The sequence below is a fragment of the Longicatena caecimuris genome, from assembly GCF_004341945.1.
In the GTDB taxonomy this organism is placed as follows: Bacteria; Bacillota_I; Bacilli_A; order Erysipelotrichales; family Erysipelotrichaceae; genus Longicatena; species Longicatena caecimuris.
This window is the reverse complement of record NZ_SMBP01000007.1, coordinates 1-12,865: the sequence shown is the minus strand read 5'-3', so window position 1 is coordinate 12,865 and position 12,865 is coordinate 1. Positions and strand designations below refer to the sequence as shown.

Sequence of the window (12,865 nt, the reverse complement as noted above, 5' to 3'; positions counted from 1 at the left end):
TCCATTAGTATGCCTTTAATATAAGCCTATTTGATTACAACCTCAAGCATTTATACAAAAATTGCATAATCAGTGTCATTTATATAAAGAAAAAACCTCAAATAAGCTCATATGCCTATTTGAGGTTAATGACTTAATGATGGAACAGACGCACATGTGTCATACACATGGCGATATTATATTTATCGCAAGTCATAATCACATGATCATCACGAATAGAGCCACCCGCCTGTGCGATACAAGAGACACCACTCTTATGCGCACGCTCAATGTTATCACCAAATGGGAAGAACGCATCAGAACCTAACGCAACATTTTGTAAGGTTGCTAACCATGCTTTTTTCTCTTCTTTTGTAAAGGGTTCTGGTTTCGCCATAAACATCTCTTGCCACATGCCATCATTCAATAAATCTTCATAATCATCAGAAATATAAACATCAATCGCATTATCACGATCAGCTCTGCGAATGCCATCTTTAAATGGCAAGGTCAATACTTTTTCATGCTGACGAAGATACCAATTATCTGCCTTATTACCTGCTAAGCGGGTACAATGCACACGGGATTGCTGACCGGCTCCTATTCCCACAGCCTGACCATTTTTTACATAACATACGGAATTAGATTGTGTATATTTTAATGTAATCAAAGCTACTAATAAATCACGTTTTTGCTCAGCGCTCAACGTTTTGTTTTGGGTAGGAATTTCTGTAAATAAAGCATCACTAATTTTAATATTGTTTCGCCCTTGTTCAAAAGTAATACCAAAAACATCCTTTTGTTCAATAACTTCTGGCACATAAGATGGATCCATCTGAATCACAACATACTTCCCTTTTTTCTTTTTCTTTAAGATTGCTAATGCTTCTTTGGAAAAGGAAGGTGCTATAACACCATCACTGACTTCTTTTGATAAATACTTTGCACAAGCAGCGTCACATTCATCACTTAAAGCCGCAAAATCCCCATAGCTTGACATACGGTCACTGCCTCTGGCACGAATGTATGCACTTGCCATTGGTGTTAACTCCACATCATCCACAAAATACATCTGCTTTTCAACATCGTTTAACGCCACATAGACAGCAGCTCCGGCTGGTGATACATGTTTAAAACTAGCCGCACTTGGCAATCCTGTAGCTTCTTTTAATTCCTTTACCAATTGCCAGCTGTTAAAAGCATCTAACAAATTGATGTATCCAGGATTTCCATTTAATATTGTGATAGGAAGTTCCCCTTCCTTCATGAAGATACGAGCAGGTTTCTGATTGGGATTACAACCATACTTTAATTCCATTTCTTTCATTATAATACTCCCTTCCGTTAAGAATTGAAAAAAGCCGACACTTCTAGACGTCATCAAACGCCCAGACGGTCGGCTTATCTAACATTATACTCCCTGTGGTCCATTCCACTTCCGTCAGTCATATAACTATGAAAACTTTATCATGCAATAAGAAATTCGTCAATCTTTTTAGCTTATTCAAACAATCTGTCTATCCTGTGCCACCTATATAAACAATAATGTTTTAAAGCATTACGGCTATCGGATAGCGCATAAAGCAAGCCTATTTCATAACTCTTTTATTTTGCAATCTTTACCTTTGTCCAATAATCAGAAATAATTTTCTTCACATCGGCATTATATTCAAAGATTTCATCTTTCGCATAACCCACACGAGGCAGATATGCATGATTGCCATCAAATTCTCCACCTTCACTGCTTGCCTCATCTAAAACCTCTTCATTGCTAGATGCATAACCGACAAACAGTGTGTTTTTCATACTTGCTTCATAATCTAAAAGGAAATTGATATATTCATTTGCCAGTTTTGGATTTTTAGCATTCTTAGGAATGACCATGGCATCACTCCACAAGTTCGTTCCTTCCTTTGGCATATAATAGTCCATATCTTCATTTTCACTTAAGATATATGCAGCATCTCCACTATACACTAATGCCATATCTTTATTGCCATTGATCATTGCATCAATAACTTCATCCGTCACAATTTCCGGATCCATGATATCGACTGCTTTGACCAACCAATCATAAGCATCTTTCAACTCTTTTTTATCACTTGTATTCATGGAATAGCCTAAGGCTTTTAATGCCATCATAAAGGAATCACGTTCTGAGTCATACATATAGATATGACCTTTATATTTCGTATTATGGAAAATATTGAAGCCTTCTTTTTCCAAATCAGTCTTATGAACTTTCTGCTTATTATAGACAATACCAACCGTTCCCCAGAAATATGGCGCACTGTAAGTATTATCTGGATCATATTGCAAGCCTTTGACACCTTTTGCTAGATTACTCAGATTAGGAATCATAGATTTATCTAAAGGCTGCAGCTGTTTCTCCTGAATCAGACGTTCAATCATGTAATCACTTGGTACTAATACATCATAAGATTCACCGCTTTGCAGCTTCGTATACATTAATTCATTTGAATCAAAGGTATCATAAACGATTTTTACACCAAATTTCTTTTCAAATGCCGCATTGACTTCAGGATCTAAATATTCCCCCCAATTATATACCTTTAAGGTATCGCTGCCATACTTAGCAATGGCATCTTCTGGTGAAGAAGAACCAACACCGCCTTTTAAAGCAACTAACACCGAACCAATGACTAATGTAAAGCATACAGCGATGATACCAAAAACTTTATTAGAAATTGGTCTTCCCTGTTTTTGACGTTTTTCTTTCACCATTGGTACTAAATTTACAAACAGCAATGTAATGGTAATCATTATAACAATTAGGGTAGATAAAGAATTAATGCTAGGATTGATACGCTTGCTCATCGTCCATACAAGGGTTGATATATTCTTTACCCCATTGCCTGTGACAAAGTAGGAAATGATGAAGTCATCAAAGGACATGGTAAAGGCTATTAAAGCACCGGAAACAATCCCCGGCATGATTTGAGGGACAATGACCTTCCACATGGCTTTGGCTGGTGTTGCACCAAGATCCATGGCAGCCTCTGCCAGATTAGGATCAAGACTTCTCAGCTTTGGCATGACGGATAAAATGACATAAGGTGTACAAAAAGCGATATGTGCCAATAACATCGTCAAAAAGCCTTTTTCCATATGCATGGAAACATAAAATAGCATTAAGCCTACCGCCGTAACAATTTCTGGATTCATGATTGGAAGATCATTAATCTGCTGTACAACCTCACGAACGATGCGTTTGGATTTTGATAAACCAATTGCCGTAATCGTACCGACGATCGTAGAGATGAATGTCGCAATCACAGCAGTGATCAATGTATAGTAAATAGCCTCCATCATATTGCGGTCAGAGAACATTTTCTCATACCATTGCAAAGAAAAGCCATCAAAGCTGGTAAGCGAACGACTGCCATTAAAGGAAAATACCAGCATATATAAAATCGGAAAATAGAAAAATACCAAAATGAGTCCGAGTATCAAGCGGCGGGAAAACTTTTTATTGTTCACTGTACATTCCCTCCTTTTCTAGCTCTGACGGTATCATCCCCTTTATCAAGACGACGGGTGATATACATACTGATCATGATGATAACGGCCATGATCATACTGATGGCGCTACCGAAATTCCATTCGCCAACCGAGATGAATTGATTTTCTATGACATTACCAATCATCATATAACCGCCTCCACCCATCAGCTTGGGAATGACAAAGCTGGAAACAGATGGCAAGAAAACAAGCGTGATACCAGAAACTACACCAGGGAGCGATAAAGGAAACGTAATATTTTTAAAGCGCTGGAAACGATTTGCCCCCAAATCATTTGCTGCTTCTAATAATGATTTATCCATTTTAGCTAAAGAGCTTTCGATTTGCAAAATCATAAAAGGGATAAAGTTATATACCATACCTAAGACAACGGCGAAATCAGTATATAATAATTTTGTTGGTTCTAGCCCAAAGAATGCTAGGATATGATTGATTAATCCATTATCAGCCAAGATACCGATCCATGCATACGTACGCACCAACATATTGATCCACATTGGAAGCGTCACTAACAAAATCAATAAGTTCCGTTTTTTAGGCGATGCTTGAGCAATCGCATACGCAACTGGATAACCAATACATACACATAACACTGTGGTAATTAACGAGATTCGTAAGGATAGCCACAATGTCTTTAAGAAGTCCGGGTCTGTAAAAAACTTCTTAAAATTATCAAATGTGAATTGTAAAGATACAACATCATTCCCCTGCTTAGTAAACGCATATAAGACAATCAACAACATCGGAATGACGATCATAGCGACCATCCATACAATGTATGGGATCGTTAAACGCTTAAATGTCTTCATGTGTTAAAATCCCATCTTACTCATGACATGAATATCTTCCGGGAAGAATGTCAGACCCACTTCTGCACCTTCTTCGGCAATATCCGTCGTATGAATCTTAAACTCACGACCCTGTGTACTAAAGGTAACCTGATACGTACCAGCTGTGATATGATCAGGATCAAAATCATATTCCACATTTGAAATCTCTACATCACTTTCATCAGACAACTTCCAACTCTGTGCATTTGCCCATGTTTTTAAATCCGTATCTAAAGCTGCACTTTCCTTAATTTCATCCACGGTCTTAAAGAAATTAAATGCCGCAATGGCTTCATTCGCTTTAGGATTTTCCACATATTGCTGCTGCACAACAAAAACATCAATTGAGACACTGGTTCCATTGCTAGTAGCAAACGTTACCGGGTAAGTGCCAATTTCTTCTTTGATATCATATTCAATCTTTGAAATAGAAATATATTCATCTTCTTGGGTCTCCCAAGCCTGCGCATCTGCACGCGCAATAATTTCCGCATCGTTGAGATCTTTGACATCTTCGATATCCACATAGAAATCATTCGCAGATATTTTTTCACTGGCATCACTAGATGTGATATCGTGCTCCTTTGTTACCTGCATATTAACACTGACACGCGTTCCCGGAACGGTTTCCACCATAATTTCATAATGAACACCTTTAAATAATACCGATTTTACAATACCTGTCATTTTCCCATCTTCTTCTTTAACGATATCCAAATCTTCCGGACGGATGACGACATCCACCTGTTCTCTTTCTTTGAAACCAAAATCGACACAATCAAATACGATATCATCAAATTGCACCTTGTAATCTTCCAGCATCACGCCAGGAATGATATTACTTTCGCCAATAAAGTTTGCCACGTAGCGATTTTCTGGTTCATTGTAAATATCCGTAGGTGTACCAACCTGCTGAATCTCCCCATCCTTCATGACAACAATCTTGTCTGACATGGTCAAAGCCTCTTCCTGATCATGAGTGACATAAATAAAAGTAATGCCGACTTCTTGCTGAATTTTCTTTAATTCATATTGCATCTCTTTACGCAGTTTCAGATCCAAAGCACCTAATGGCTCATCCAATAACAATACTTTTGGTTCATTTACTAATGCCCGCGCAATGGCAATACGCTGTTGTTGTCCTCCTGATAATAAAGTAACATCTTTCTTCTCAAAGCCCTCCAGATTAATTAATTTCAACATCTTTAAAACTTTTTGTTCAATGACATCCTTGCTCATCTTCTTGATTTTTAAACCAAAAGCGATATTGTCATATACATTCATGTGTGGAAATAACGCATATTTTTGAAACACAGTATTGAGCTCACGTTTATAAGGAGGCAATTGGGCAATATCCTCTCCATCGAAAATCACATGGCCTTCACTAGCCTCTAAAAAACCGCCTAAAATACGTAGCAACGTCGTTTTTCCACAACCACTTGGTCCAAGCAGCGTCACAAACTCATTTTCATAAATATCTAAGTTAATTCCCTTTAAAACAAGCTGTCCGTCAAAATCTTTGACGATATTCTTAAACTGAATCAGTTTTTTCTTTTCCATTTCCATATTGCATATCTCCTTTAAAATAACGGCGGTGTTGTAATCCACAGCACTTTAGCGTCATGTTTCCCTACATTACGAAGATAATGACGATACTTCCCATGAATATAGAAGGTTTCTCCTTTTTTTACCGGATACTCCTTCTCCCCATTAACCAGAAGAATACGTCCTTCCAGTACATAACCAAATTCTTCGCCATCATGAGGATCAAAAACCATACTGGTTTTATCCGCATGGAGTTCCAGCAGAATAGGTTCCATTTCATTTTTCTGCGCATTTGGTACGATCCAATGAATACAATATTCTTCATGCTCATCAATGAAATGATCTTGTTTGCTAAAAACGACCTTCGTTTGCTTGCTTTCCTTAAAGAATGAGGCAAGATCTGTTCCCAATGCTTCTAAGATATCTTCCAGCGTTGAGACCGAAGGGGACGTCAGATTACGCTCTACTTGTGATAAAAAACCTTTTGTTAATTCACTGCGTGAAGCCAGTTCTTCTAAGGTCAGATCATTTTGGATGCGCAAAGCCTTAATTTTTGCTCCGATATCCATGCCATTCCTCCTTTTTGTCAGTTTAGTAACACTAAACTTTTTGTATTATATTTCAAACAAGTGTATTATACATGTTTTTGTTAAGATTGCAATATATTTTAAACAAAAAGTTTGATATATTAAACAAGAAATTCCATAGCACCCTATTTCGCTATAGAGACACCTTTAAAACTATAGAATTTAAATATGTTATTTTTCTTATCTCAACCTTTTCATAAGAAGATAGCATCATTTTTTAAAGAATATACATTATTCTTCCACATATATAATGGATTCTGTTTTTTTACCATTTATAATGGTATCTTAATAAGCTTATTCAATTCTATTTTATACTATATATAAATATGAAAGAGGTGTCGGTATGTTAAAGATAGGTGGTATCTTGCAAGCAAGGATGGTTCAAAAGGATATGAAACAAAAAGAATTAGCAAATCTTTTGAATGTAGATCAGCGGACAATCTCCAGTTATTGCAAGAATATCAGTTTCCCAAATCTGGAAACCTTATCAGCGATTTGTGAAATTTTGGAACTCGATTTAAATGAACTGCTGCAAATACATGCCAAAGGTAATGAAGAGCTGCTCATTCACGATGACATCGAATTATCTTTGCTGCAACATTTTCGTAAACTGCCCAATGGTAAAAAACGGGTTTTTGCCAAAAGCATGGCGCAGCTGATAACACTTTTGCATGAGGAAGAATAACTTATATAAGAACTTATAGCTTTTCCTTACGTAAAACTTTATCCATAATAAAAAGACAGTTTCTGTCTGGATAATGAAGAAATGTTAAGAAGAAGTCTTATGGATTCGTTGTTTCTTGCCATAAGACTTCTTTTCGTACGCTTCATGTAACAGAAAAACTGTCATTTTCATAAAATAGATATCTTTTTTAAATTGCTCCGTATTCTTTCCGAATTTCTTCCCCGGTTTCCCAAATCGTTTTTACCGCCCTCAAAAACTTAGCACCGCGATTTGTCAAAGCATATTCAATTTGCATCGGTTTTACATTCTTATGAATAATGGTAGAAACTAAACCAAGGGCTGTTAATTCCTGCAAACCATCACGAATCATTAAACGGTTTTCCACTTTCATGTCCAATGCAATTCGCCCAATTTCTTTTTTACAGCTGTCTAGCTGCCGCAAAAGTTCACATAAATCTTCTCGTTGTAAAATAGCTATGCCTAAAGTGTAAGCATCCTTATACGTCATTACCTTCATATGATCAGCTCCTTATGGTGCTTATCCTAGCATTATTTTCCTATTTTTGACAATGTTTTTTTATTGAAATGACAAAACTTTTTAAAACGATTACTAACTAAGCATATTCTTACAAAAACCCATCTTTTAGAACTTCACATATTTTCACGTAATTCAAACATTTTTTACCTATAGTATTTTTTTATACTTATAGACGAGCAAGGGAAACACCTTGCTTGTATGTACTCATCATTCTCCCTAATGATAATTCATACAATTTTCTATCCCCTTAAATAATCATAATGATTTAGAAATCGCCGGTCCCCCCTTAACCGGCTTTTTCTATGTCTTTTTTCATCATGCATATCATTGGGTTCTTTTGTTAATATCCCTAAAGCTTAACATCAAAAAAGCAGCTTGCTTTCTCTTTCTTGAAATGCATACACTAGCTGCTTTTTTTCTTAATTTAAACATGCTATTTCACATGCTTTTCCTATACAAGAAATTGCAGGAAATAATCAATTTGCTTCTTCCACCAATACCAATCATGGGAAACATCATAACCCCAAAAATCAATCCATACATCAATTTGCTTATCCGCATAAATCTGTTCCATATGATGTAGACTATTTTCACACTCCTGCTCCCAGGCGCCCTGACCACAGCATAAGATGACTTCAGACTGGCGATATAATTCCATATATGGATAATCTTCCTTCAGATTAGCTAAATAATCACTCGGTGAATTTTGATAAGTCAATTCATCATGATATTCATGGAAGAAGAAAGATGCATGATAAATACCGCTCATTGCCAGTACCTTATCAAATACATCCGGTCTTCTTAACATTGTGTTTAAAGCATGAAAAGCTCCCATGCTACATCCACATGTCATCATCTTATCATAGCTTTTACCACCATTATCAAAGGTACTGATTTCTTGAACACGCAAAACGAATTCATCCACGATGTAATGATACCAGCGTTCATGCAGCTCTATACGCTCTCTTGGATTTCCACCTTCATTTGACCAAGTTTCTTCATCAATACTATCCACACAGAAGAATTGAATTCTCCCTTGTTCAATAAACGCGCTTGCTGCATCAATCATACCGAAATTCTCAAAATCATAAAATCTGCCATTTTGTGCCGGAAAGACAATACATGGCTTCCCCGCATGTCCATACACCTTAAACTCCATGTCACGATTCAATTCATGGCTAAATTCCTTATAGTATGCTACCTTCATAAATTATCCCTCCTCATCGTATTATGATTTTGCAGCAGTTTTCTTAAAATGGATAAAAACGCATAGATACTTATATCATTTCGTCATATTCTTTTTATTATTATATCATAAAATACAACAATTCGTGGAATTATATATCATTTCCTATCCTAAGAATAAACAAGAGAAAACAGGCATTTGGCCTGTTGTTAGGATCTTCTTACCTTATCTGGATGATACGTATATAATTCGCTGACCGTAACAAGTTGAAATCCCTTCTCCTGCAGTTTTGGAATTAAAATGATAGCCGCTTGTGCACTTGTATCATACAAGTCATGCATCAATATAATATCTCCATCCTTCACTTGCTTTAATACTCGCTCTACAATGATCTTCGTATTGCGATCCTTCCAATCTCGTGTATCCAATGACCATGTGACGATCCGTTTGCCCTGCGCACACTGCATAACGGTATCATTTTTTGAACCATATGGCGGACGAATAACATTTGGATAGGTTCTCGTTATTCCATAAATAGATTCTTGCGTAGCTGCGATTTCCTCTTCGATATTCGCCTTGGATAAAGTTGTCAGCTGTTTATGCGAAAACGTATGATTGCCGATCTCATTTCCTTCCAACACCATGCGTTGTAACAAATTGGGAGCATTGGCAGCATTTGATCCTAAAACAAAGAAAGTCGCACTGCCATGATATTGTTTTAGTGCATCTAATATGGCGGCAGTATAGCGTTTACTAGGACCATCATCAAACGTCAAAGCAACCATCGGTTTTTGGGGATCAATATTTTTCACAGGTTCATTTAATATATCTTCATATGGTACTACCGTAGGAATCGTTTCACTGCTTAATGCGGTTTTTCCTTTTATTTTCTCATAAGGACACTCATATGTTGCTGTTGTATCAAATAATGTATGAGGTGGAAAATAAAAAACCATAGCATCCTTTTTTAGCACAAAATGCGCATAATTCTCCATCAAGGCTGCACTATGCGTCCGAAAAGCATCACGGTCACAAGCCTTTGATGCATGCTTTTGAAAATACTGTATGACGTCTGCTGAAAGCTGTGTCAAAGCATCTTCACTTAAAAAATCTTCAATCGTTAAAAAAGTGTTTTGTTTTGTATCATAAACCATGGTTTCAACGGTCTCGTTTTTTTGATACAATACCTCATAAAATAATAATTTTACTGACAAATAACGATTATCTTTTACATACGATTCATAGCTCACATTGAATTCCGGTTTCCTTGTTTCTTTCATCTTTACCGCTTGTTTAATAAAGGATGATTCATAGGAATGTATGAGTTCTTTTATTCTTTTGTTCATTTTTGGATAGGATGTTTCAGGGTATTGGACACTTTTCACATAGGCATCTTCCACTGCCAACTGCTGTTGTCGCTTACCCACTTCCTGTTGCGGATTGCTGTTTTGCGCAATCTCTTTTTGCGAGCATCCCCACAACAAAAGGCATAGGAAAGGGCATACAATTTTTCTAAGTTTCATGTTTTCTCACCTGCTCATAAAAGTATATGGAAAAAACCGCATAAAAATGCGAAAAAAATTGTAATTCCACCCATTTCGGTATATGATAATACATGGTCATAAAGGTGGAATATATATATGAGTGAAAAAGAAAAAATTATAAATATTGCGGTTATCGCGCATGTAGATGCCGGTAAATCGACATTAGTTGATGCTTTCCTGCGTCAAAGTGATGTCTTTCGCAGTAATGAAGAAGTTGTCGACTGCGTCATGGATAGCAATGATTTGGAAAGAGAACGTGGTATCACGATTTATTCTAAAAACTGCTCTGTCATTCATGACGGTGTAAAAATTAATATTGTGGATACGCCAGGCCATGCGGATTTTTCCAGTGAAGTAGAACGTATCATTAAGACCGTTGATACTGTTATCTTACTGGTTGATTCCAGTGAAGGACCTATGCCACAAACGCGATTTGTCTTAAGTAAATCCTTAGAGATGGGCTTGCGCCCGATTTTGTTGATCAATAAGATTGATAAAAAAGACGCTCGTCCTCAAGAAGTTGTCGATGAAGTATACGAACTGTTCTTGGACTTAAATGCCAGCGATGAACAATTGGACTTCCCAATCCTGTATGGGATTGCGAAACAAGGTATTGTTCAATATGATTTGGATACCCCTAGTGATTCTATTGAGCCATTATTCAAAACGATTTTAAAACATTGTGATGTTTATCCAGATCTGGATGATGAACCATTACAGATGCAAGTATCTGCTTTAGCTTATGATGAATATATCGGACGTTTAGGTATCGGACGTATTTACCAAGGTGTATTAAAACCACAGACACAATATGTGGTATGTGATTCCTTTGGACATGAACGTACCAATACAACAAGTCAGATTTTCGTATATCGTGGCTTAAGCCGTGTTTCCGTTGAAGAAGCGCATAGCGGTGATATCGTTGTTATTGCCGGTATTGCGGATATTTCCATCGGTGAGACCTTATGTGAAAAAGATCATGTGATGCCATTGGAAAGCATTCATGTGGAAGAGCCAACCTTAAGTATGAACTTTATTGTCAATAAATCTCCATTCGCAGGACAAAGCGGTAAGTTTGTTACTTCCCGTAATTTAAAAGAACGTTTAGAAAAAGAACTAGAAGTAAACGTTGGTTTAAAAGTAGAGCCTACAGACAGTGGTGATTGCTTTAAAGTCAGCGGGCGCGGAGAATTACATATTTCTGTCTTATTAGAACAGATGCGCCGTGAGGGCTATGAAGTCGCTGTATCAAAACCAGAAGTCATTCTGCATAAAGATGAAAATGGGAAAACGGTAGAACCCGTGGAAGAAGTTGTCGCTATTGCCCCGGAAGAATATAGTGGAACCATTATTAATAAATTGAACCTAAGAAAAGGCACAATGGTGGATATGGTTGAAGAAAATGGCTATGTCCGTATTACTTATGAAGCACCTACACGCGGCTTATTAGGTTATCGCAGTGAATTTATTAACGATACACGTGGAGAAGGTACTTTAGTACGCCGTATCAAAGGTTACACACCATATAAAGGTGAAATCACCCAACGTGCAAACGGTGCTATGATTTCAACCGATACCGGTGGTGCCATGACGTATGCCTTATGGAATTTGCAAGAACGCGGAACCCTCTTTATTTCACCACAGACGGAAGTGTATGAAGGTATGATCATTGGTGAATCCGCACGTAATGTTGATATGGATGTAAATCCTTTGAAAAATAAAAAACTAACCGCTATTCGTTCCTCTGGCAACGATGAAGCAATGCGTTTGACTCCGCCAAGAGAAATGACATTAGAAGAAGCATTAGAATGGATCAATGATGATGAATTAGTAGAAATCACACCAGACTGTATCCGTCTACGTAAAAAAGGCTTAAAGCCGCATGAACGCCGCCAATACTATCGTGATCGTATGGCTGCTGAAGAAAACTTATAAAAATAAAAACCCCAAACGGGACATGAGGATGCATTTGCTTATCCCAATAAATGTTGATGCATACCTTCTCAGATGGGGTTTTTCTTAATCCTTTTTATCAAAGCTTTGCGATAAAACAGCTCTTGCATACGTTTGCTTCCTCAAAGAAAGTAGGCGATAGTCATTAAACTACCGCCCCTTATCAAACCGTACGTGCCCTACTAAGGCATACGGCTTACCAATATGCTTATTTATGTTATCCACTATATCGTAGATTCACTCCTGAATTTACGATTTTCTTTATTCTTTCCTGTGTGTAGTATTTGATTCCCTGTTCTTTTAATTTATTGATATATTTTTCTTTTCTGACTTTGTTCTTTTCCTGTTGTTTGTTCACATACACATCTATTGTATAGCTTGGATACATATCCTTGTAATAATGCCATGCCGCGGGTATCAATCCTATCTTACAGAAGAATTCGATATTCCAGACTCCTATTTTCGCAAATCCTTT

10 protein-coding genes, 1 pseudogene and 1 riboswitch are annotated in these 12,865 nt (G+C 37.1%); of the genes and pseudogenes, 2 read left to right on the top strand and 9 right to left on the bottom strand.

Annotated elements, in window-relative coordinates:
* Window positions 1–133: 133 nt before the first annotated feature.
* From EDD61_RS05375 to EDD61_RS05355, 5 genes are all read right to left on the bottom strand, one after another.
* Window positions 134–1,306 carry a phosphoribosylaminoimidazolecarboxamide formyltransferase gene (locus EDD61_RS05375; RefSeq protein ID WP_008687580.1) on the bottom strand — a complete coding sequence of 391 codons (1,173 nt, stop codon included), beginning with the start codon at window positions 1,304–1,306 and terminating at the stop codon, window positions 134–136.
* A gap of 52 nt (window positions 1,307–1,358) precedes the next feature.
* Window positions 1,359–1,438: riboswitch (ZMP/ZTP riboswitch) on the bottom strand.
* Window positions 1,439–1,584: 146 nt separating this feature from the next.
* Entirely contained in the window at window positions 1,585–3,480 is a 1,896-nt protein-coding gene (locus EDD61_RS05370; RefSeq protein ID WP_008978684.1) for an extracellular solute-binding protein, read from the bottom strand.
* Window positions 3,477–4,331: an ABC transporter permease gene (locus tag EDD61_RS05365; protein ID WP_132224425.1), complete on the bottom strand. Its 855-nt coding sequence runs from the start codon at window positions 4,329–4,331 to the stop codon at window positions 3,477–3,479. The genes EDD61_RS05370 and EDD61_RS05365 overlap by 4 nt, the downstream gene beginning before the upstream one ends.
* A gap of 3 nt (window positions 4,332–4,334) precedes the next feature.
* Window positions 4,335–5,912 (bottom strand): ABC transporter ATP-binding protein, encoded by a 1,578-nt coding sequence (locus tag EDD61_RS05360; RefSeq protein ID WP_040013773.1) that lies wholly within the window; start codon window positions 5,910–5,912, stop codon window positions 4,335–4,337.
* Window positions 5,913–5,932: 20 nt separating this feature from the next.
* Complete coding sequence (locus tag EDD61_RS05355) at window positions 5,933–6,466, bottom strand: helix-turn-helix domain-containing protein (RefSeq protein WP_008687576.1); 534 nt, start codon at window positions 6,464–6,466, stop codon at window positions 5,933–5,935.
* Window positions 6,467–6,827: 361 nt separating this feature from the next.
* On the opposite strand from EDD61_RS05355, the gene EDD61_RS05350 reads away from it, so the two are divergent.
* Entirely contained in the window at window positions 6,828–7,169 is a 342-nt protein-coding gene (locus EDD61_RS05350; RefSeq protein WP_008687575.1) for a helix-turn-helix domain-containing protein, read from the top strand.
* A gap of 187 nt (window positions 7,170–7,356) precedes the next feature.
* Here EDD61_RS05350 and EDD61_RS05345 read toward each other — a convergent pair whose 3' ends face one another.
* The 3 genes from EDD61_RS05345 to EDD61_RS05335 form a co-directional block, all read right to left on the bottom strand.
* Window positions 7,357–7,686 (bottom strand): winged helix-turn-helix transcriptional regulator, encoded by a 330-nt coding sequence (locus EDD61_RS05345; RefSeq protein ID WP_008687573.1) that lies wholly within the window; start codon window positions 7,684–7,686, stop codon window positions 7,357–7,359.
* A 472-nt stretch (window positions 7,687–8,158) separates the two neighbouring features.
* Window positions 8,159–8,914, bottom strand: a complete 756-nt coding sequence (locus EDD61_RS05340) for an esterase family protein (protein ID WP_132224423.1) — start codon at window positions 8,912–8,914, stop codon at window positions 8,159–8,161.
* Window positions 8,915–9,102: 188 nt separating this feature from the next.
* The gene (locus EDD61_RS05335; RefSeq protein ID WP_132224421.1) at window positions 9,103–10,416 is read right to left on the bottom strand and encodes a polysaccharide deacetylase family protein; all 1,314 of its coding nucleotides are present in this window, start codon (window positions 10,414–10,416) and stop codon (window positions 9,103–9,105) included.
* Window positions 10,417–10,533: 117 nt separating this feature from the next.
* Here EDD61_RS05335 and typA point away from each other — a divergent pair, with 117 nt between their 5' ends.
* The gene (gene typA, locus EDD61_RS05330) at window positions 10,534–12,372 is read left to right on the top strand and encodes a translational GTPase TypA (RefSeq protein WP_008978687.1); all 1,839 of its coding nucleotides are present in this window, start codon (window positions 10,534–10,536) and stop codon (window positions 12,370–12,372) included.
* 235 nt (window positions 12,373–12,607) lie between these two features.
* Here typA and EDD61_RS05325 read toward each other — a convergent pair.
* Window positions 12,608–12,865 (bottom strand): annotated as a pseudogene (locus tag EDD61_RS05325) (group II intron reverse transcriptase/maturase); the annotation flags it as partial.

Excerpts from the sequence above, each read along its gene's own strand:
- typA (WP_008978687.1), top strand. The coding sequence starts at position 10,534 with ATGAGTGAAAAAGAAAAAATTATAAATATTGCGGTTATCGCGCATGTA.
- EDD61_RS05375 (WP_008687580.1), bottom strand. The coding sequence starts at position 1,306 with ATGAAAGAAATGGAATTAAAGTATGGTTGTAATCCCAATCAGAAACCT.
- EDD61_RS05360 (WP_040013773.1), bottom strand. The coding sequence starts at position 5,912 with ATGGAAAAGAAAAAACTGATTCAGTTTAAGAATATCGTCAAAGATTTT.
- EDD61_RS05340 (WP_132224423.1), bottom strand. The coding sequence starts at position 8,914 with ATGAAGGTAGCATACTATAAGGAATTTAGCCATGAATTGAATCGTGAC.
- EDD61_RS05350 (WP_008687575.1), top strand. The coding sequence starts at position 6,828 with ATGTTAAAGATAGGTGGTATCTTGCAAGCAAGGATGGTTCAAAAGGAT.
- EDD61_RS05345 (WP_008687573.1), bottom strand. The coding sequence starts at position 7,686 with ATGAAGGTAATGACGTATAAGGATGCTTACACTTTAGGCATAGCTATT.
- EDD61_RS05355 (WP_008687576.1), bottom strand. The coding sequence starts at position 6,466 with ATGGATATCGGAGCAAAAATTAAGGCTTTGCGCATCCAAAATGATCTG.
- EDD61_RS05365 (WP_132224425.1), bottom strand. The coding sequence starts at position 4,331 with ATGAAGACATTTAAGCGTTTAACGATCCCATACATTGTATGGATGGTC.
- EDD61_RS05335 (WP_132224421.1), bottom strand. The coding sequence starts at position 10,416 with ATGAAACTTAGAAAAATTGTATGCCCTTTCCTATGCCTTTTGTTGTGG.